Source organism: Methylophaga sp. (assembly GCF_030651745.1).
On the sequence record NZ_JAUSCC010000052.1, the window covers coordinates 66,873 to 86,185 of the forward strand.

A 19,313-nucleotide genomic window follows, 5' to 3' on the forward strand; every position below is an offset into this window, starting at 1 on the left:
GAAGATTTGTTTGCTGGCTAAAAAAACCAATTTTTTCTTGATAGTCGCCGGAGAGTTTATTGCTGTTAAAGCCAGCAATGCGCTAATTCTGATAAACACTTGAACGATGACCGATTTTGATAACAGTTACCACCAGTTCATTATCTCTGATTTCATAAACAATTCGATAGAGTCCTTGTCGAACTCGATATTTCTCTTCACCGGTTAGTTTGATGCATCCCACCGCTCGAGGATTTTCTGCTAATTCATCAATTCGCTTAAGAATTCGCTTTACATCAGTGTTCGGGATGATTCGTAAATCCTTAGCAACCGATTTTTTGAAAACAATCCTATATTTTTCCATGAGCTTTTAAGTCATTAATCAAAGCTTCATAGCTAATTTCTGCTTCATCTTTTCTCTCAGAGATCGCTTGTAAATCTTGTTGATCTTCAGTTATCAACAAGCGAACAGCTTCATCAATGATTTCTGAAACAGATAAGTTTAAAGATACTGCTTTCATTTTAAGAGCTTGATGAATTGCAGGCTCAAAATACACTGTGGATCTTTTAGATAAATTACTCATTCTGTATCTCCTCTAACAACGTTACAACGTTACAACTTTACAACGTTAAAACGTTAAAACATTTTAACATTTTATCATTTTAACATTTTAACATTTTAACATCATAACGTTATAGTGCCATTGATTTATTGATAAGTGGTTTCACTGGTTTTCATGATTTGCATGAGAAAATCACATTGTCTTAGATCTATTCTAAACTGAACTAAATTGAAGCCTAGTTAATAAATATGCCCCAAATTCGGGCACTATCGCGGACTTCTCTCAACACCGTTCTAATGACAAAAATTCTCAGTTTCAGCTCAAAGGTATTGGTTTTACTGATTTAATTTTTTCAGGCAAATGGCAAAGCCTGTCTCAAACTGACACGGTGCATTTTTTGCTTATACATCAGATTATTAGCTGAAACAGGTAACAGCATTATGTTCAGTCAATCTGCTGTATTTGATGATGTGAATCAGCATGCTCATTCGTTACAAAACTGGTCACAGGAATATAACCAGTTAAGTTCGGGAAAGTTTGAAGGTTTTCTGGAAGATATCCAGCTGGATTCAGTTCGGGTATTTCGTGAACGAATGAAACAAAGTGTGGTGCAGGATACACATACACCTACGGGCAAGATCAGCCTGATGATTCCCCATCATATGGATGTCAGTGATACCTCGGAACAGGCTCGTCAAATCATGTCTGACGGGGTGACATTACTGCCCTACGAAAGTGATTTTGCGTTTGTGGGGCCAGCGGAGCTGGATTACAGCGTCATTGCGATTAATCAGCAACGTTTATCTGAATTATTAAGCCCTGAAACCTACTTACGACTTATCGGTTTTAGAAAGAGTCATGGGATAAAAACCGATTCTGCCACCTTAAACCTGCTACGCAATCAGCTTGTCTTGCTGATTGAGCAATTAAAATCGATTACTGATGACCCAGCGTTATCAGCAGTACAGATTCAACAACGGTTAAAAGCCGCTGAAGATCACATTATCTTAATTGCGTTGACCTTGTACGAGGCCACTGAAACCGGCATCGGCCAACCGAAACGGTTGGGCAATCAGCATAATTACATCGTGCAACGCTGCCATGAATACGTGACTTCAAGCGAAGGCAGTTGTGCCAGTGTGGTGGATATCTGCGAATCGTTACATATCCCGCATCGCACGTTGAATTACAGTTTTCACAAAGCCACTGGTACTTCACCGATGCAATATCTGCGGGCCGTTAAGCTCAATGCTGCTCGACGTGAGTTATTGCAAACCAGTTTTTCCGTCACCGATATTGCGGCCAATTATGGCTTTTTTCATATGGGGTATTTTTCGCAGGAATATCGCCGCTTATTCGGCGAAACGCCGACGATGACGCGTAAGCTTTATGCCTGATGTTCCGGCTTGCCAATAAGTTAACCCTGCCAAAATAAAGATAAAACCACCAAGATACTGATCCGCTACCGAGGAAAGCTGCAGCCAATCCGGCACATTGCTCATCATCATATGATGATGGTGGTGTGCATGTGAATGCGTCGCGCTATACATTGCCGGAAATACAAACATCAACACGCCCCAAATCAACAACGGCATGATGACGGTTACCAGGTTTAATTTCTGCCAGTAGTTTGCCTGATGATGCTGCCTAATCACCGTTAAGCATAAGGCTATTCCACTTAACGCCATCAGCCATTTCATTACGCTATATAACATCGCACTCTGCATAAACAGCGGATGCAATGCCGGTAACATCCATATCCAGGTCAAGATGGCAAAGCTGCTCATCAATAAGGTCACGGGCCAATGTGAAGCCGCAATACTGTTGGATTCAGAGCGCATTGCATGATGTCGCAGCCCGCAAATCCATAATAACGGTGCAAGATGATGCACCATTACACTTTGAGCGCTGTGCAACCAGACTGAGTAGCGTGCCACAGCATCAAACCATGGCAGCATGCCACCCAAAAACACAAGATTACCGGCAACAAATAACAGCGGCCTGCTGAGTAATTTATTGGTTACCGCCCATTGATGCAGCGTGATAACAAATATCACGCTGCATAACAGATCAACCGTAGTCAGCAACATCTTATGAGCTTATTTTGAGCAACAACTGCCGGAAGCCGATGCGGTATCAACACTCTGATGATCAACTTCTTTGGGCAGATCCATGGCCGGATTGCCGTCAAAAAAGTTATTGGGTTTTAACGAAAAGCCGACATACTCCACCGGCATGATTGGAAAATCCTCCGGCTTGCAGACATGGGTATGACCATAGGTATGCCAGACCACAATATCGGTGTTTTCTATCGGCCGGTTTTTCGCCACATAATACGGCAGGCCATCGCCTTTATTCTGGTTGGGATACATGCCTGAACAATACATTTCATTGGGATCATACGGCGTGACCCATAAATGTTTACTGGCAAAACCGGCCCGTTTGCCAATGTAACTATTTGGGCCCGCCAGCATCACCGGATTATGTTCTGCCACCAATTTATAACTCGGTGGGTTGCCAACCGAGTTTTTCAGATTCGGGTTAATGATCTTCCAGAATCGTCCTGTCGCCCCATTGGCTTCACGGCTCGCTTCAAGTTCGGTTTTGAACAAGGTAGTTTCGGTTTTGAAGACATTGCCCCATGGATTGCTTTCTGCATCTTGGGATGCTGGTGAGAAGTTGGTTTCAACCACCGAGTTGTTTTCACCATCCAACATCATATGCAGCCTGGCATTAAAGAAATGCTGATGTGTTGGGCCGTAAATTTCCGGGGTCACAATGCCACCGAATTTGGGTTTATCACCGGGCACCATGCCACTGGTCTGGATAATGCCGGTGAGTTTGGTTTCCTGCTGAATCGTCCCGTCCTGATACAGATACCAGTAAAAGCCATAATCGTAATTGCCCACCGTGCAGAAAAAGCTGACTACTAAACGGCGCGAACGACGCATTTCATAGGTTTCACTGCGAAACTCGTAATGTTTCCATAAGGTGCCGTAGTCTTCTTCATGCATACACACGGCATTTTTCATCAGAAACGGCAGCCCCTGATCATCTACAGCAGGAATATCAAAATAACGAATTGCTCCCAGACAATCACAGCCAAGCTCGAGTTGGTTGGCCATGCGGCCCAGACCATATTCACCGCCATCAAAGGCACATTTCCAATAATGATTCAGAGCAGTATCTGAATATGGCACCGCCATATCATTGATACTTGCGCGATAAATGATGGGCCGAACCCGCTCGCCATCTTTATAGCTGATTTGATTTAATACCAACCCTTCACGTGGGGTATATCCCACCCGGAATGACCAGTTTTGCCAGTCGACCTTCCAGCCATCCACCGAAAAACTCACGCCTTCCGGTTGCACAATATGTAACGGTTTTAACCCTTCGCGAGGCTTGCCTAACGAGGGAGTGTCGTAATTGCGTTTGGTTTTGGGCACCGGCGTGTTAATACCATCATCAATGATCTCAATAACCTTTTCTTCATTAAGATCAATTATCGCCATCAGCCCTTCTATCGGACGGGCATAACCGTTATCAACAATCTGGTCACGCACAAACGCCACACCACGCATCAAGCGCCGACCGCGATATTTTTCATCATCACCGTAATAGCCAAATGACCACGGATCGATTTGAATATTTTCAATATCTTTGTCGGTTAAACCGCGACGTCTCACTGCCGCCAGAAAGCCTTCATCCGCCTGCACGATATCCACGCAGCTGAAAAACTCTTCGATCATAATCGGCGGTTGTCCGCTGACTTCCGGATCCAGCTGTTTCCACTCGGTAATCTGCTGAGCGATCAGATCGATTTTTGCTTCATGAATTAACCCAGTAGCTTTATCCAGCACCACCGCAAATGCACATCGTGAAAACGGTTTACCAGCTTCAAATGCCAGTACTTCATCTTTAGCAGGTTCTTCCAGTTGCAGATAAGGAAAACGACATGACGGACTGAGTTGTTTCTCTTTTCTGAGTAGCAATGTGGCTTCGGCAAGCTCATCAAGCGTCAGCGGATCTAACGGATGGGCGGGTTTAATACCGGGCGTGGTTTCTGGTTTGTAGGATGTATGTAATTGGGTATTCATAGCGACCTCGATGGAATGACTTTTCTCAATCCATAGTAGTCACTTCAAAAATCGGCAATATCACAAACTGGCAAAAGTCGATTTATTTAATGTTGGGAATCTCAGATAAGTTCTTGTTCTGCTCGTTGCCATTCTCTGCGTGGGAACGCTGGTGCATTACCCCAGGCTTTTATCGTAAGCCTGTTGAGCAGATAACACCTCATCCATATTTCGCTCAGCCCAATGTGCCAGTTCTGATACACAATCGGTTAAAGTTTTGCCAAGCGGCGTCAGCGCGTATTCCACCGTCACGGGAACTGTGGCAAACACGGTTCGTGAAATTAATCCGTCCCGCTCAAGCTTCTTCAGCGTTTGTGACAAGACCTTTTGGGAGACGCCTTTTATATCTCGTCGCAACTGATTAAACCGCACCGCTTCACTATTCAACCGGTCCAAAATCAGCACTGACCACTTGTCAGCCAATCGATCCAAAACCATTCGTGTCGGGCATTTATCTTCATATACGTCATATTCAAATTGCATTATTCCCACCTGTTTGAGCATCAGCGTGGTTACTTCCAGGTAACCAGATTACGTAAAAGTGCCTTCTTTTCAGAGGTTTATCCTTAGGTTAAATTGTTTACATAGTTTCTTTTAGAAACCAAGAGTCAAATTTAACACTGGAGATAAAAAAATGAAAAATAAAATTTTGGTTTTGGGTGCCACCGGAAATATCGGTCGTCCATTGGTTGAAAATCTGCTTGCCCGTGGTGAACATGTCAAAGCCGCATCTCGTTCAGGTAAAGACGTTGCGGGTGCAGAAGGTGTTGTGTTTGATTACTTCAAAGCAGAGAGTTATGAACAGGCTTTTAAAGATGTGGATCGGGTCTATATCATGTTGGCCGCCGGTTATGTGCAATCCAAAGAATTGCTGACCCCGCTTATCGAGTTTGCTGCAAACCGTAATATTAAGGTCGTATTGCAAACTGCATTTGGCGTGGATGCAGATGATGCCATTCCTTATCGGCAAGTTGAGTTGGCATTAATTGATTCTGGAACGCCTTATGTGATTCTCAGACCAAATTGGTTTGCTGACAACTTTCATACTTTCTGGAAGGCTGGTATTGATCAGGGACAAATCGCCCTCCCTGCCGGAACCGGGAAATCAAGCTTTATTGATGTGAGGGATATTGCCGAAAGTGCCGCGGTGGCATTGACGACAAACCAGTTCGACGGTCAGGCATTTAACCTCACCGGCCCGGAAGCATTTAGTTATGCCGAAGCAGCAACAGTATTAGCCAACGTTATTGGTAACCCCATCCAGTACACCGCCATTGATGATGACGCCTTTATCGAAATGCTCACTGCGGCCGGCGTACCTGCTGACTACGCTGCTTTTTTGAGTGCTATTTTTTATCCGGTGAGAGAAGGTTGGACATCCATTGTGACCGATGATGTTGCAACACTGACAGGTAACACACCGCGCTCACTTCAAACCTATGCTCAGGACCATCGATCACAATTGATAAATAGCTAAAGCTTTTAACGAATGAGGTCAGCGTAAAAGTCATACGCTGACCTCAACATTATCGACTTAACCGACACGGCACTAGCTCGTTCCCATGCTCTGCGTGGGAACGCCATTGCACCTCTATATACATTCCTGGCTATTCGTTAATTCAATAATAAAAAATCGCATTTAATCTTGTATCGGTAAACAATTCAGACTACAGTTACGACATTACATCGAATATTGGAATATAGAGTGCAGTCCTGTAACGAAGAACATCATCAACACAATTGCAGTGACCTTGAGCCAAGTATTCAGCAATTAGAGCGAACTGCAGCGTTATTTAAGGCTATGGGTGATCCAGCCAGGCTGACACTTTTATATCGTTTAGGTAAAGGTGAAGTCTGTGTCGGCGAACTGGTAACGGATAATGACAAACTGTCTACCGTTTCGGCACGTTTGCAAACGTTATTAAACGCAAATCTGATCATCCGCAGACGCGATGCCCGGCATCTTTATTACCGACTTGCCGATCAACATGTTGTTGAATTAATCGAAAACGCCCTTGAACACGCCAACGAAAATAACTCAACCAAAGGAGAATGATATGAGCTGCGATACTCATCATGATCACACGCACAAACACGGCCCCGACTGTGGCCACACGAAAATCGAACATGATGGCCACGTCGACTTTTTACACGATGGTCATTTGCATCATCTACACCAGTCGCATATTGACGAACACCAAATCGAAGTCTCAGACAAAAACCCGGATACTTGCACTCCTCAACATGAGTGTGCCGGACACGACTCAGATCATGTTCATGGCCCGGATTGTGGACACGAAGCCGTCCCACATGGCGATCACACTGATTACCTGGTAGATGGACATTTGCATCATCCCCATGGCGATCATTGCGATAACCACGGTCCAGTAAAAGTGGTTGGCTAAATCAAACTAGTATTGAGCGTTCCCATGCGCTGCATGGGAACGCCTCCATCTAGATACCTGCTAGTCCTCTACTCCGACCAAACCGCAAATTCATTGCCATTTGGATCAGTAAAATGAAACCGACGGCCACCGGGGAATGAAAAGATATTCTGGGTTATTTGGCCACCAGCGTTTTTGACTTTCTCCACGGTATTTTCAAGTTCAGAGCTATAAAGCACCACCAGCACACTGCCGTTCTCAGTTGTTGCCACCTTGTCTGATTTGAAAAATCCACCATCCAGCCCAGCATTCTCAATGGCGACATACTCAGGACCATAATCTACAAATGACCAGCCAAACGCTGAGCCGAAGAATTGCTTAGTCGCATCGAGATCTCGCGATGGCATTTCCAGGTAATTAATTTTTCCGGTTTGTTTCATGGTTTGGCTCATTTATGACTTAGTTGTAAATTGTAGTTTTCTTGATATTACTTATATTTAATAAAAACCAAATGACATTTAACAGCCGTTTGACGAGTTGTAAAAGACTAGGCTCCTAGCAAGGGCAAGTGCTTAATACTGTGATATTTCAGCGCCAAGCTAATACAGTGGCCTAATGGCACTTGTTCAATGTTGGTGCTCAATGGAATCACAATCGCCCTCTTGCCTTCATACTCAAATTCATTTCGATATATCTCTTTGAACGTCTCAACCAAGCTTGTTTGGCAATGAAAAAACACCTTGATAACACCTAGTTCTTTTGGCTTCCAGTCAAGTCGAATTGCACTGCCTCCCTGAACAAGAAAGCTTGCTTCACCCCATTTGAGCGTTTCTTCTACATCTCCCAGCGCATTTTCAGCAGCAATCTTCAGAATGAGTTTTCGCACACTCTCAAGTTGCTGCCGAGCGTCTTTCGGGTAACTATCAAACTTGGTCTGTATATCTGGATTCACAGCTCATTATCCACTTGAATTCCAACGCCACCATCAATCATTTGACCTTGCGATCATCCGGCGATCAGATTGAGTGACTTTAATGGCCTTATGCATTCACGATCTCAATAAACCACTTCGGCTGCATTTCATCAAAATCGGTTCTAATGTTCGATGGCAGGTAGCTTGCCGAATCCAGTACAACGGCTTGGCCATTTTCACGTTTGAAAACTACCCAGTGCCAGAAGTTTTTACCGTTTTCCTGATGATATTTGATAGCTAATAAGGCTAAGTCGGGTAATGTATCCCACGCCTCGAAAGGCGTTTCATCGGCTGAGGTTTCAAATCCGCTTCGGTCTAACATCTGCCTTACATACAGCGTATCAGACCAAAGTGATTGGTCTTCAGCATAAATTCCCATCGCGTTGGCGATAGACTTCATTTCGGAATAAGTCTTGCCAAGGATATTAGCCACTGCGGCAATGCCACATCCTGATGTTTCTTCCTGTATTACTGGCTTCAAAAATGACTCTTCCTTACGCGGGATATCGATATAATTTTAGTATCTTTAACTTACTCTAGTGTGATTATTACATCGCCTCTAAATTATCTGCTTCAGCCTTGGCAGCGTCTTTATTGGCATAGGCTCCTTGAGCCATTAACAGCTCGATCAAACTGGTCGGATTGGAGCCTTTTCCTTCAGCCTGATGAGTAATGTAATTGAAATCAAGATCGATCCATTGCTGAAGCTGGGACTCATAGTCCTCTGGATACTGTGCTTGCTCAATCGCCGGGAGCTCTTTGTAGTGGTTAAGTACTTCGGTAAAGAAGTTCGTGAGCTTGCCGGTGCGGTTATATTCGTCCATTGCCTGGGCCACGACCTTTCTTCGCCAGACCTGTTCCTGATCATAGGATTCCAACCATGCAGCACGCCGTTCATTGACGGTGAAACTGCCACTTTCATCGTAGGCAATCAGGGATAATTGATCTCGTGACATGCCCTTGAAGGGATTACTCCCCATGCCATTGACGAAATTGGTAGCTTGTTTAGCGCGTGCCAGCAACTCAGGGTCGTCGGTGTCGGGAACCTCTTTGTCATGCTGAAGCTTATTATTATCGTAGCTATTGCCAATGATCTGATCGATCAGAGTTTTGGCTTTGTGAGCAAGTTCATTGCGGCTGAGGCTGGCGTCTCGTGTTTCGGCAAGGTTTGCCGCTTCACTCAACTGAAGTGCCAAATTCGAAACAGTGGTGGTAGTGGGACTCGGGGGTGTTGTTGTGCTCGTCGTGTCTGTAACAGCTTGATACTGGTTTATCGTACTAGTGGCAAGCCGGCTATTGAAAAGCGTTGTGTTATTAGTAATGTCAATCATGTCTGTCCTCGACGTGTATATCCATTTTGCCTACAGGAAATGTCATAGGCTCGAAGCAATAATGGGCAAAGAATCATCTTCAAATACGGTCGAAGCAATTTCTATACCTATCAACAAATAAATATTGAACTTGTATGTAAACCGCTACTCGTCACATTGATGATATAGTCGGCATTTTTTCCAACACACGATATTTACGATGAGCCAACAACGCGCGGATAAAAAGGAAATTTTCGGCTGGGCAATGTTCGATTTTGCCAATCAGGCCTATACCCTGCTGATCATTACCGTGGTGTTTGGTGATTTGTTTACCCGGGTGATTGTCGGTGATGCAGAAAATGCCTATCGGCTGGGCAATCTGTTATGGAGTCTGTCGCTGGCAGCGGGTTATTTATTGGTGGTGTTAACAGCACCGTTTTTTGGTGCAGTGATGGATCTGACTGCCCGGCGTAAACAGTTTTTGTTTATCAGCTATCTGGTGACAGTCATCGCCACGGCACTGCTGTATTTTGTGGCACCCGGCTACATTCTGCTCGGCATGTTGCTGATTGTGGTTTCCAACTATGCCTATTCCATTGGTGAATCGTTTATTGCCAGCTTTTTACCGGATCTGGGACCAGCAGAAGATCTGGGCAAAATCTCTGGGTTTGGTTGGGCGCTAGGCTATGTGGGTGGGTTGGTGGCAACCGGTTTAGCCTTATTGTTCCTCGGTGAAGTCAGTCTGGAAAACTTTGAAAATGTACGCTGGGTCGGACCATTTGCTGCGGGCTTTTTCCTACTGGCTGCGATTCCAACGTTTGTCTTATTAAAAGAACGCGGCATTGCCAGCCAAACGTTAGGTAGCAGTATCTGGCGACAAGGATGGCAACGGCTGGAAGGCAGCCTGAAACATTTGCGTGGTTATCAGGATTTGAGTCTGTTTCTGTTGTCGGCGTTGTTTGCCATGTCGGGCATTTACATCATTATCGCCTTTACCTTTATCTACGGTGCACAGGTGGTGCAGTGGGATGAAAAAATGCGGGTGCTGACCTTTATCACGGTGCAGGTTACTGCAACGTTGGGGGCAATATTTTTTGGCTGGGCCGAAGATCGACGCGGTAGTCAGTTTACCTATCAATTCACCTTGCTGTTCTGGATTGGCGCAGTATTATTAATCTGGCAAACACCCAATATTACTGACGGGATAAATTCGCTGGGATACCAGGCTGAACGTCAGGATATCTTTTTGGTAGTCGCGGTCGCAGCCGGTTTATGTCTCGGTGCAACACAATCCGCCAGCCGTGCAATTGTTGGCAAATTAACACCGCTGCCCAGAGCAGCTGAGTTTTTTGGTTTTTGGGGTTTATCACACAAACTGGCCGCCATCATCGGTCTGGTTGGTGTGGGCTTAATGCAGGCATGGGTTGGTTTACAGAATGCCATTTTGCTATGTGCGGTGTTCTTTGCACTGGCGTTTATTGTCTGCCTTAAAGTGAACTTATCGCGAGGTCAAATCAAGGCCGGACAATATCCGAAGGACTGATACTTCAACAATTAACAAGCAGCATCTAAAGCTTGTTGCGCTCTTTGCTGGCGACCACGTCTAGACCACAGCACCATGATCAGTCCGAGAACCGCGGTCCCTGCGCCAGCCAGTGGCACGGAAACCAATCCAAAACCGCTATTGATCATTGCTGCACCCAGCATCGCACCTAAAGCATTACCCAGATTAAATGCACCGATATTCATTGCAGAAGCTAAATTGGGGGCTTGTTTCGCCTCTTGTACCACTAATGATTGCAAAGGCGGCACCAAAGCAAAACTGGCGATTCCCCAGAAAAATATCAGCGGCACCACCATCAGCTTAGAAGATACCGTTATTGAAAAAATAACTAACAGCACAATCACCGAAACTAAAGAAGTGATGAGGGTTAAATCTATCGAACGATCGGCATAGCGACCGCCAAGATAGTTACCGACGGCCAAACCCACTCCATACAACACCAGCATTGCCGTGACAAAAGCCGTTGATGCATGCGTTTCGTCCTGCAGGATCGGCACAATATAGGTAAACACCGTAAACATCGCACTTGCACTGACAACTGTTAATAACAGAGCGGATAGTACTGGCCCCTGTGACAACACCCGAAGTTCATCACGAACATTCGCTTTCTGTTCATTCACCAGGGGTGGCAATGAAAACCGAAGCGCGACCATGGTGATAACACCAATTACCACCATCGCAAAAAAAGCGGGTCGCCACCCAATAACTTCACCAATATAGGCAGCCAAAGGCACCCCACCTATGGTCGCAATGGTGAGCCCCGAAAACATCGCCGCCACTGCTCCAGCACGTTTTTCTACCGGCACAATACTCATGGCAACAATGGCGCCCACCCCGAAAAAAGCCCCATGATTAAATGAGGTGACAATGCGCCCGAACAACAGCATGTTGTAACTATCCGCCATCGCTGATATCAAATTGCCTATCGTAAAAATCGCCATAGATAACAGCAGCAAATTCCGCCGGCTCATATTGGCAAATACCAGGATCATAAACGGTGCACCAATAAGCACACCAAAGGCATAGGCGCTAATTAACATACCTGCTGCTGGAATGGAAACAGCCAGATCATTGGCAATGATCGGTAACATTCCCATCGGGGAAAATTCCGTCACACCGATACCAAAAGCACCAAAGGCCAGCGCAAGCAAAGGAATATTGATTTTCATCTAAAGTCTCGTTAATTTGTGATGTAAAAGAATATAAACAATTAGCAAACCCTTAAAAAGTAACGCCAGGTATATTCAGCTTTGCATTGGAATCACAAATGAAATTTGGAAAAACCGATCGAACCGCCGAAATGGAAACCTTTCTGTCCGTTGCACAAGCAGGAAGTTTAAGCGGAGCAGCCCGAGAATTAGGACTGACCCCATCCGCAGTAAGTCGCATCATGACCCGTCTTGAAAAGCGTCTGGGTGTCAGATTGATTGTTCGCAGCACCCGCAGCCTTCATTTAACAAGTGAAGGCGAATCTTATGCCCTGACAGCACGACGCATTTTAAAAGATCTGGACGACTCTGAAGCGACAATTGCCAACCGTGGCAGCCCAAGTGGCAAGATCAAAGTCAGTACCGCGACCGCTCATAGTCGCCTGACGATTGTTCCGTTACTGAAAGAATTTCTGCAACGCTACCCCGATATCACGATAGAGATAGATGTGACAGACCAAATTAGCGACGTCAGTGCAGGCCATGTCGATGTGGCTATTCGTTTTGGACAGCTGCCAGATAGTGGCCTACATGCCCGTCGCCTGGGCGACACAGGTCGGGTAGTCATTGCATCACCCGAATATTTAGCAAAAGCCGGTATTCCACAAACACCTGCCGATTTACAAAATCATAATTGCCTGGACTTCAGTTTCCGTCGGTTAGAGCCTGGTTGGCCATTTCGAGAAAACGGCCAGGATTTTATGTTATCGGTAAGCGGCAATATCATCGCCAACAATGGAGAAACCCTCGTTGAACTGGCTCTGCAAGGCATGGGCATTACCCGCGTCGGTCGTTTCCATGTGGAGCAGGCTTTGGCAAGCGGACAACTTGTTCCCTTATTGGAACAATACAACCCGCAAGATCGCGAAGCCATTCACGCAGTGTTTATTGGCGGTAAAAATGTCCCAGCGAGAATACGTGTCTTTGTCGACTACCTGGTAGAAAAGATGATGAACGATACCGAAAAATCTAGTTAAACAGCAGCTCTGCTTCATATCCAGACAGCCGGACAAAACTTAGCCTTTTGCTAACGACAACCTTCACTATATTGCTACTGGAGTTCAATACGATATTCTGCAAACCCCAGCTCATCGGTTCCCAGCTTGGTCATCGGCCATTGCTTATATTGGCGGACAAAGTCTTCTGCTATTTTGCTGTCTTGTGTGGAAAAGCGAATATCCAAAGGCACACTGCCAGTAATAGGCTGCAGCTGCCAGTTATTGTCAGCCACCGGATTTACCTGACTTAGGTATTCTCCGGTTGCTGCATCGTAGCCGGATAGTTGTTGAATATAGCTCACCAGAGCTTCACGGTTACTGTCTGGTAATTCCATGACGACATGCTCATTGCCGGTTCCGGCAAAGCTATCCCCAAAAGCGCGGTAATTATTGGTTGCCACAATAAACTGCTTTTCAGCCAGTGCTTTACCGCTAAACTTTTTGCCCGTAGCGTCGGTGTAACTCAGCTGAACAATACGTGAGGTTGTAGCGTCTTGCAGTTCACAATTGCGGTCAAATTTAGCTGGCTGAGTAATATCAATCTGATAGCTTACACCGTCGATCACATCGAAATTATAGGTTGGGTGTTCATCATTAATCAGCTGCTGTGGTGCACTGCTATTCACATCAATTTGGTTAAACTGATTTGCCGAGCATTCCAGCCAGTCCTTTAATTCAGCACCGTTAAGCTTTACCGCCACAATCGTATTGGGAAAAAGATATAAGTCTGCTGCATTGCGAAAGCTAAGCGTGCCAGCCGACACCTGAATATATTGCTGTGAGTCTGTCGGTGAGCTGCGTCGGCCCCCGGCTTTAAACGGAGAAGCCGCCGAAAGTACGGGTAAATGTTGCAATTCGGCTGGCAGCATTTCGGTTACTTTAGCTATTTGGGCGTTGGCAACAATTTGCACGGTGGGGTCATCCTGCACCAGCGCCAGAAAGCTGTACATATCGGCCGACGCTACGCCAATTGGGCGCTGCATATAGTCGATAGTACCAAGGTGCGCCTCCTCTACTGCCTGATGAATCAGTGTATCGGCATCCACCAACGGGGCTTTTTGTACTCCATCATATATGGGGACTGATTTTGCTGTGGCATCTGTTACCTGCCATTTGCCGTTTTGCAGGCTGAGGGTAAAATCAACCTGGCCCATATTGTCGCCCCAGCGCCCCGGCATTACCGCAGGAATGCCATTCAGTGAGCCTTTTTCAATATCTGCCCCTGGCAGGTCGCTGTAGCTTGAAGAAGGAAAAACAGAATGGCTATGACCAAACATAACAGCATCAATACCGGGTACCTGAGTAATTGCATGTACGGCGTTTTCTGCTCGTGGATCGCCAGGGTTTTCGCTGGAGCCAATACCGGAATGTGGGATGGCAATCACCAGATCGGCGCCTTGCGCTTTCATTTGTGGCACCAGTTTTAGTGCTGTTTCAACAATACCGTCTGCACGTACTTTGCCGCTAAGGTGCTGTTTGTCCCACAGCATAATTTGTGGCGGCACAAAGCCAATGTAACCAATTTTTATACTGTGTTTATTACCGGTGGTATCTGTCACCTCAGTGTCTTTTATCAGATATGGCGTAAATAAATGCTCGCCCTGTTTGATGCCGTTCCAGCACTGCGGCTCAGCACAGTACACATTGGCATTGATATACGGAAAAGCAGCACCTGCCAATGCTTTTTGCAGAAAATCCAGGCCGTAATTAAATTCGTGATTACCAATATTGCCCACATCGTATTGCAGCAGATTCATCGCCTGATACACCGGGTGTACCTCACCGCCAGCCAGGCCTTTGTCCGCAGCATAATCGCCCATCGGGCTGCCCTGAATTAGATCCCCGTTATCCACCAGCACAGTATTCACAGCATCCTGCCGGGCAGCTTCTATCAGGCTGGCAGTACGCACCAGGCCAATGCTGGGGTCTTGTGAGGCGGTGTAATAGTTGTAATCCATTATATTGGAATGCAGATCAGAGGTTTCCAGCACACGGAGTTTTACTGTCACTGTTTGCGGTGCTGCGCTGACGGCAAAAGTCATCACACTAATTGCCGCTGTCACAGCCAGCATAGATAAAGGGGTTTTATGCATTGTTAATTCCTGGCTTTGGCAGCCTGACCAGGATGTAGAGTAATTTGGTCAGGTGTTTGTTATGGTAAATGCCACTGAAAAATCAAAAAGGCTTACTGCCTGATTACAGGTTGTTGACGATAAAACTGACACAACAACCGATAGACCTTTGGCATCTCTTGCTTCATGGTTTCGGGGGATTCAAAAAACGCTTCACTGCAGACGGCAAAGAATTCTGCCGGACTGGTCAATGCATAGTCATCAAGCGGCAATGCCCGATGATGCTGCCAGTCATTTTCTAATCGATTCCAAGCTGCTGTAAAAATATCATGCCATTCGCCAGAACGCATATCGGGATGCATCGGCGGCGCGCCATTGGCACCATCACGCAGCATATCCAGCTTATGCGCCAACTCGTGAATCACCACATTACTGGCTTTACCATGATGCGTCTTTGCACCGCTTTCGCAAATTGCTTGCCACGATAAAATCACCGGACCTTGCGCCCAAGCTTCGCCGCTCAGGCCGGGGCCTCTTTGATGCACCACACCATCCTCGCTGCGGTAAGGTCGATTCGGCACAAAATCTCCCTCGTAGAGAATAATAGTATGCCAATGGTCATACCAGTGCAGCCCTAAATGCAGGATGGGAACGCATGCCATAGTCGCAACTTTCAGGCACATCGCATCAGTGAATTGAAACTCAGCCCCAGAAAGAAATGTTTTGCGTGCAAGAAAATGGAAGGTCATCTCACGCAGGGCTTCACGCTCATCCCCCTGATAACGATGCATCACCGGCCAGTCAGCAATAGCAGACTCCCATTGCTCGACAGTAAAACCCAGTTTTTTAATCCTTCGGGCTTCACGCCAGTCACGCAACTGCTTAAACATGTTTAATGCACCCTAACCCACTACAACAAAATTCCCAAGCGTTTCAGATTTCAATAACCTGATGTTTGGGATCAGGGTAATCATTCAAACATAAAATTCTATTTCATCTGATTAAAAATGACAGCGAGACACTTTTTCGCCATTGCCAGGCAATCCAGCCTGCGAACAGCATGATTGCCAAAGCAACCACCATCATGCCCCACTCTGCATGCAAAACATGCGTCACGACGGGACCAATCATAAACAAACCCAAACCAGCAGCTGCCAGGGAACGCACTTGTTTGAACAACAACACCACTGCACCTGACACTTCAACAACACCAACAAAATACATAAACCAGAGGGGATATCCCCAACGCTCAAAAGCCTGAATCTCAAAATCCAAACTTGCCAGCTTTGCTGCACCAGACAAGAAAAAAATGACAGCTAGAATCACACTTCCGTATTTGCAAAAGACATTCATGGTAAAACTCCTCGAATAAGATATAGCTCAAAGACGAATGAAATCGCAGACTGTTACAGAGAGTGGCTAAGCTGCATACCAAAGTATGGCGAAATAATGACAAGTCGTACCGGCCAGCACAAATAAATGCCAGATAAAGTGACCGTATTGCAGTTTGGAATCGGTGGCGAAAAACACAACCCCGACGGTATAAGACAAACCACCAGCCACTAACCATATCAAACCAGCCGTAGGCAGGTTTGCCAGTAATGGCTCGATAGCAATCACTATCACCCATCCCATCAATAGATAAAGCACCGTTGAAAGGATGAGATGATGTTTTTTCTGGAATATTTTGAGGGCTATACCAAAAACCGCCAGTCCCCATACAATGCCAAACAGCGTCCATCCCCATGAGCCTTTCAGCACACCAAAAGTAAAAGGCGTATAGGTGCCGGCAATTAACAGATAGATCGCAGAATGCTCAATACGCCGAAAAATTCGTTTTGCTTTACCCGCTGGTAATGCGTGATACAACGTGGAGCCCAGATAAAGAATTATCATCGTCGCACAAAATATACTCGTCCCAACAACAAAGGCCGTCTCACCTTGGCGTACCGCTTGAGTAATTAAAAATGGTGTCCCAATCAGAGCGCCGATAAGCCCTACTCCATGACTAATCGCGTTGGCAATTTCTTCCCCGCCGGATTGCTCCCGCTTGTAGGTAGTAAGAGATGATTGCATACGCCCTCCTCTCAGAATAGATTTCAGCTGTTTCGTTAAGTATGTGCTTTAAACATTACCAAAATAATTTTCAGTAAACAGCCACAAGAAAAAGTATTGTTGCTGCACAAATGGGTAATTCACCCATATATCAACGAGTTGTTTATCCCCATCTTCCAGTGAGATAGAGGCTGATCACTATTCCAGTCCAACCCGAAATCGCTCGTCCCCAATCACTAAATCATTCCAGCGGGAGGGAACCACCTCAATTTCACCTGCTAATAAGGCCTGATAAAACTGGTCAAGGTTTTCTTTGTCCTTGTAGATGTAGCGAAGATAAAACGATTTCCATTGTTCATCCTGCTGGAAGAATAGTTTTATGGCCGTGTGATTCTGGTTTTTTTCAATCCATAAATATTCCTGCTCACCATCGTTATCCATATCCAGTGCCTGCAAAAAATATTGCTGTGTCTGCAGCATATTCCAATGGTCCATGATTTCCTGGTTATAAATAGCCGTCAGCAACGCCTCGGGTGGGTTGTCGGATAACAGAGTAATTGCAGCGATAAATTCGTCGCGGGTAGAACTGGGGTTTTTATCATTCGCATCGGCATACAGGGCGTTAATTCTTACCAGCAGACCAGGATGCGTTTCGCCGTATTGCGCTTTTAAGGTTTCTAATCCTTCATATCCTGGACCCGCCAAATGATAGCGAAAGTAGTTGAGGTCAAATTCATCAACAGTGACTTTGTTATCCGCCAGCCGTTGCAATTGATCCGCCACGACCATTTTTCTGAAATCCAGCAGTGGAGAGTTAACCGCTAACATCATAACCAGCACAACCAGACCAATGGCAACATTCGTGCGGCTGAGCTGATGTGTCCAGTTATCCCGGTATCTGGCAATACCCCATAAATAACCGATAGCGAACAATGCCAGTAAAAACCATATCAAGTAAGCCCAAAAGCGACTGAGGCTCCAGCCATATTGCTCGACACGCAGGCTCAATCCATAGAAGCTGATCAGACTGTAAATAGGCAGTATCGCGATACTGATATAAATAAACCGGTGAAACCACAACGAGTAAGGCCAGTTGTCTGGCTCATCCTGATACACGGCATTGACGAAAAACAAAATTAGCGCCTGCATCCATAATACAAGGCTGCTGCCACCGCTCTCCCATAATGGTTCGAGACCGGTAAAGGGTAAAGCGCCAAGAAATAACAGCGATACCAACGACAACAGCACGAGCAGAAATTTTATCAGTGCCTGCTGTAGGCGAGTGATGGTATCGATAATATGGGTCAGTTTGCGAAAGATGATGATGCCGAAGCCACTAGCAAGCGCCAACGCAGGATAATAAAACCAACTCTGTTTAAACAAGTCACTGAAAAAGTCGATGTTGATAGCTTTAAACAACGCGCCCCACAACATCAGCAACAGCCAGAAGCTGCCGGCAAAAAACAGGGCAAGTGACAGTGTGAGGAAATTACGCCAGGACCAAAGAAACAGTGCGCTGTAGGTAACCCGTTCCCCCCTCGCCCATTGTTGGCCGTACATTAAAGCTTTAAAGGTGGCGATAGCCATAGTGAGCACAAAGCTGAACAACAGCGCGTTAAAGTGAATGTGTTCGATGGGTGTAACCTGATGCCCTACGTAATATCCCAGCAGGCCACTGACCAATGCAAACGGCAAGGTAAGTTTCACCATTGCTCGGCCGTTGTGCTGATCCAACCCAAGCAGCAGCATTATCGGCCAAATAAAAACCACGCTATAGAAAGCAAACAACCACTGTGGCTGCCCATGTGGCCAGTAATGCAGTTCAATGGCCTGATGCAAGTACAGTAAACCGAGTCCCTGTAATAGTGAGATCAGCACCATCAGTTTTGCTGGTAATTGCTTGGATTCAACCTGTTGATTCAATTCCATATAGACAGCCGTCCTTAGTATGTTTTCTTATTGCCGAATTGGTTACGTCCTTTTACCACATCAGGATCCAAATTTTCTGCAACAAGATGCTCTGATTGAATCAGATCTGTCAGATCTCGTCTGAAATCTATCGTTGTAT

General features: G+C 45.8%; 21 protein-coding genes. 6 read left to right on the forward strand and 15 right to left on the reverse strand.

The window, feature by feature from the left end:
- Positions 1 to 82 precede the first annotated feature (82 nt).
- Both Q7V21_RS06105 and Q7V21_RS06110 read right to left on the reverse strand, forming a co-directional pair.
- Positions 83 to 343: a type II toxin-antitoxin system RelE/ParE family toxin gene (locus tag Q7V21_RS06105; RefSeq protein WP_304916426.1), complete on the reverse strand. Its 261-nt coding sequence runs from the start codon at positions 341 to 343 to the stop codon at positions 83 to 85.
- Positions 330 to 563, reverse strand: coding sequence for a CopG family transcriptional regulator (locus tag Q7V21_RS06110; protein ID WP_304916427.1), 234 nt, complete (start codon positions 561 to 563; stop codon positions 330 to 332). Before Q7V21_RS06110 ends, Q7V21_RS06105 begins: the two co-directional genes overlap by 14 nt.
- Before the next feature lie 419 nt (positions 564 to 982).
- On the opposite strand from Q7V21_RS06110, the gene Q7V21_RS06115 reads away from it, so the two are divergent.
- Positions 983 to 1,939, forward strand: a complete 957-nt coding sequence (locus tag Q7V21_RS06115) for a helix-turn-helix domain-containing protein (RefSeq protein WP_304916428.1) — start codon at positions 983 to 985, stop codon at positions 1,937 to 1,939.
- On the opposite strand, the gene Q7V21_RS06120 is transcribed toward Q7V21_RS06115, so the two are convergent.
- The 3 genes from Q7V21_RS06120 to Q7V21_RS06130 form a co-directional block, all read right to left on the reverse strand.
- On the reverse strand, positions 1,895 to 2,632 hold the full coding sequence (locus Q7V21_RS06120; RefSeq protein ID WP_304916429.1) for a cytochrome c oxidase assembly protein: 738 nt from the start codon (positions 2,630 to 2,632) through the stop codon (positions 1,895 to 1,897). The genes Q7V21_RS06115 and Q7V21_RS06120 overlap by 45 nt on opposite strands.
- A 9-nt stretch (positions 2,633 to 2,641) precedes the next feature.
- On the reverse strand, positions 2,642 to 4,642 hold the full coding sequence (locus tag Q7V21_RS06125) for a primary-amine oxidase (RefSeq protein WP_304916430.1): 2,001 nt from the start codon (positions 4,640 to 4,642) through the stop codon (positions 2,642 to 2,644).
- 156 nt (positions 4,643 to 4,798) lie between these two features.
- Positions 4,799 to 5,164, reverse strand: coding sequence for a helix-turn-helix domain-containing protein (locus Q7V21_RS06130; RefSeq protein WP_304916431.1), 366 nt, complete (start codon positions 5,162 to 5,164; stop codon positions 4,799 to 4,801).
- A gap of 151 nt (positions 5,165 to 5,315) precedes the next feature.
- Here Q7V21_RS06130 and Q7V21_RS06135 point away from each other — a divergent pair, with 151 nt between their 5' ends.
- The 3 genes from Q7V21_RS06135 to Q7V21_RS06145 all read left to right on the forward strand — a co-directional run bounded on the left by Q7V21_RS06135 (position 5,316) and on the right by Q7V21_RS06145 (position 7,086).
- Positions 5,316 to 6,158 carry an SDR family oxidoreductase gene (locus Q7V21_RS06135; RefSeq protein WP_304916432.1) on the forward strand — a complete coding sequence of 281 codons (843 nt, stop codon included), beginning with the start codon at positions 5,316 to 5,318 and terminating at the stop codon, positions 6,156 to 6,158.
- 228 nt (positions 6,159 to 6,386) lie between these two features.
- Positions 6,387 to 6,737 carry a helix-turn-helix transcriptional regulator gene (locus Q7V21_RS06140; RefSeq protein WP_304916433.1) on the forward strand — a complete coding sequence of 117 codons (351 nt, stop codon included), beginning with the start codon at positions 6,387 to 6,389 and terminating at the stop codon, positions 6,735 to 6,737.
- A gap of 1 nt (position 6,738) precedes the next feature.
- Positions 6,739 to 7,086, forward strand: a complete 348-nt coding sequence (locus tag Q7V21_RS06145; RefSeq protein WP_304916434.1) for a hypothetical protein — start codon at positions 6,739 to 6,741, stop codon at positions 7,084 to 7,086.
- A 68-nt stretch (positions 7,087 to 7,154) separates the two neighbouring features.
- Here the strand turns inward: Q7V21_RS06145 and Q7V21_RS06150 are convergent, their stop codons facing one another.
- From Q7V21_RS06150 to Q7V21_RS06165, 4 genes are all read right to left on the reverse strand, one after another.
- Positions 7,155 to 7,505, reverse strand: a complete 351-nt coding sequence (locus Q7V21_RS06150) for a VOC family protein (RefSeq protein WP_304916435.1) — start codon at positions 7,503 to 7,505, stop codon at positions 7,155 to 7,157.
- Positions 7,506 to 7,612: 107 nt separating this feature from the next.
- Positions 7,613 to 8,017 carry a DUF1801 domain-containing protein gene (locus Q7V21_RS06155; protein ID WP_304916436.1) on the reverse strand — a complete coding sequence of 135 codons (405 nt, stop codon included), beginning with the start codon at positions 8,015 to 8,017 and terminating at the stop codon, positions 7,613 to 7,615.
- A gap of 88 nt (positions 8,018 to 8,105) precedes the next feature.
- Positions 8,106 to 8,519, reverse strand: coding sequence for a cysteine peptidase family C39 domain-containing protein (locus Q7V21_RS06160; protein ID WP_304916437.1), 414 nt, complete (start codon positions 8,517 to 8,519; stop codon positions 8,106 to 8,108).
- A 67-nt stretch (positions 8,520 to 8,586) separates the two neighbouring features.
- Positions 8,587 to 9,222, reverse strand: coding sequence for a hypothetical protein (locus Q7V21_RS06165; RefSeq protein WP_304916438.1), 636 nt, complete (start codon positions 9,220 to 9,222; stop codon positions 8,587 to 8,589).
- 346 nt (positions 9,223 to 9,568) lie between these two features.
- Between Q7V21_RS06165 and Q7V21_RS06170 the strand changes: the two genes are divergently transcribed.
- Positions 9,569 to 10,891: an MFS transporter gene (locus Q7V21_RS06170; protein ID WP_304916439.1), complete on the forward strand. Its 1,323-nt coding sequence runs from the start codon at positions 9,569 to 9,571 to the stop codon at positions 10,889 to 10,891.
- Positions 10,892 to 10,902: 11 nt separating this feature from the next.
- On the opposite strand, the gene Q7V21_RS06175 is transcribed toward Q7V21_RS06170, so the two are convergent.
- Positions 10,903 to 12,081, reverse strand: coding sequence for an MFS transporter (locus Q7V21_RS06175; protein WP_304916440.1), 1,179 nt, complete (start codon positions 12,079 to 12,081; stop codon positions 10,903 to 10,905).
- Positions 12,082 to 12,179: 98 nt separating this feature from the next.
- Between Q7V21_RS06175 and Q7V21_RS06180 the strand changes: the two genes are divergently transcribed.
- Complete coding sequence (locus tag Q7V21_RS06180; RefSeq protein WP_304916441.1) at positions 12,180 to 13,097, forward strand: LysR family transcriptional regulator; 918 nt, start codon at positions 12,180 to 12,182, stop codon at positions 13,095 to 13,097.
- 74 nt (positions 13,098 to 13,171) lie between these two features.
- On the opposite strand, the gene Q7V21_RS06185 is transcribed toward Q7V21_RS06180, so the two are convergent.
- From Q7V21_RS06185 to Q7V21_RS06205, 5 genes are all read right to left on the reverse strand, one after another.
- Positions 13,172 to 15,211, reverse strand: a complete 2,040-nt coding sequence (locus Q7V21_RS06185) for a bifunctional 2',3'-cyclic-nucleotide 2'-phosphodiesterase/3'-nucleotidase (RefSeq protein WP_304916442.1) — start codon at positions 15,209 to 15,211, stop codon at positions 13,172 to 13,174.
- A gap of 92 nt (positions 15,212 to 15,303) precedes the next feature.
- Positions 15,304 to 16,080, reverse strand: a complete 777-nt coding sequence (locus Q7V21_RS06190) for a zinc-dependent peptidase (RefSeq protein ID WP_304916443.1) — start codon at positions 16,078 to 16,080, stop codon at positions 15,304 to 15,306.
- A 103-nt stretch (positions 16,081 to 16,183) separates the two neighbouring features.
- Positions 16,184 to 16,543: a DoxX family protein gene (locus Q7V21_RS06195; RefSeq protein ID WP_304916444.1), complete on the reverse strand. Its 360-nt coding sequence runs from the start codon at positions 16,541 to 16,543 to the stop codon at positions 16,184 to 16,186.
- Positions 16,544 to 16,609: 66 nt separating this feature from the next.
- A complete protein-coding gene (locus tag Q7V21_RS06200) occupies positions 16,610 to 17,266 on the reverse strand; it encodes a hemolysin III family protein (protein WP_304916445.1) in 657 nt (218 codons plus the stop codon).
- A gap of 177 nt (positions 17,267 to 17,443) precedes the next feature.
- Positions 17,444 to 19,174, reverse strand: coding sequence for a DUF4153 domain-containing protein (locus Q7V21_RS06205; protein ID WP_304916446.1), 1,731 nt, complete (start codon positions 19,172 to 19,174; stop codon positions 17,444 to 17,446).
- Between the last annotated feature and the right edge of the window lie 139 nt (positions 19,175 to 19,313).

Coding starts and splice junctions, on each gene's coding strand:
- Q7V21_RS06115 (WP_304916428.1), top strand. CDS start 983: ATGTTCAGTCAATCTGCTGTATTTGATGATGTGAATCAGCATGCTCAT.
- Q7V21_RS06205 (WP_304916446.1), bottom strand. CDS start 19,174: ATGGAATTGAATCAACAGGTTGAATCCAAGCAATTACCAGCAAAACTG.
- Q7V21_RS06175 (WP_304916440.1), bottom strand. CDS start 12,081: ATGAAAATCAATATTCCTTTGCTTGCGCTGGCCTTTGGTGCTTTTGGT.
- Q7V21_RS06135 (WP_304916432.1), top strand. CDS start 5,316: ATGAAAAATAAAATTTTGGTTTTGGGTGCCACCGGAAATATCGGTCGT.
- Q7V21_RS06120 (WP_304916429.1), bottom strand. CDS start 2,632: ATGTTGCTGACTACGGTTGATCTGTTATGCAGCGTGATATTTGTTATC.
- Q7V21_RS06170 (WP_304916439.1), top strand. CDS start 9,569: ATGAGCCAACAACGCGCGGATAAAAAGGAAATTTTCGGCTGGGCAATG.
- Q7V21_RS06125 (WP_304916430.1), bottom strand. CDS start 4,642: ATGAATACCCAATTACATACATCCTACAAACCAGAAACCACGCCCGGT.
- Q7V21_RS06180 (WP_304916441.1), top strand. CDS start 12,180: ATGAAATTTGGAAAAACCGATCGAACCGCCGAAATGGAAACCTTTCTG.
- Q7V21_RS06185 (WP_304916442.1), bottom strand. CDS start 15,211: ATGCATAAAACCCCTTTATCTATGCTGGCTGTGACAGCGGCAATTAGT.
- Q7V21_RS06200 (WP_304916445.1), bottom strand. CDS start 17,266: ATGCAATCATCTCTTACTACCTACAAGCGGGAGCAATCCGGCGGGGAA.
- Q7V21_RS06110 (WP_304916427.1), bottom strand. CDS start 563: ATGAGTAATTTATCTAAAAGATCCACAGTGTATTTTGAGCCTGCAATT.
- Q7V21_RS06195 (WP_304916444.1), bottom strand. CDS start 16,543: ATGAATGTCTTTTGCAAATACGGAAGTGTGATTCTAGCTGTCATTTTT.
- Q7V21_RS06130 (WP_304916431.1), bottom strand. CDS start 5,164: ATGCAATTTGAATATGACGTATATGAAGATAAATGCCCGACACGAATG.
- Q7V21_RS06105 (WP_304916426.1), bottom strand. CDS start 343: ATGGAAAAATATAGGATTGTTTTCAAAAAATCGGTTGCTAAGGATTTA.
- Q7V21_RS06145 (WP_304916434.1), top strand. CDS start 6,739: ATGAGCTGCGATACTCATCATGATCACACGCACAAACACGGCCCCGAC.
- Q7V21_RS06190 (WP_304916443.1), bottom strand. CDS start 16,080: ATGTTTAAGCAGTTGCGTGACTGGCGTGAAGCCCGAAGGATTAAAAAA.
- Q7V21_RS06150 (WP_304916435.1), bottom strand. CDS start 7,505: ATGAAACAAACCGGAAAAATTAATTACCTGGAAATGCCATCGCGAGAT.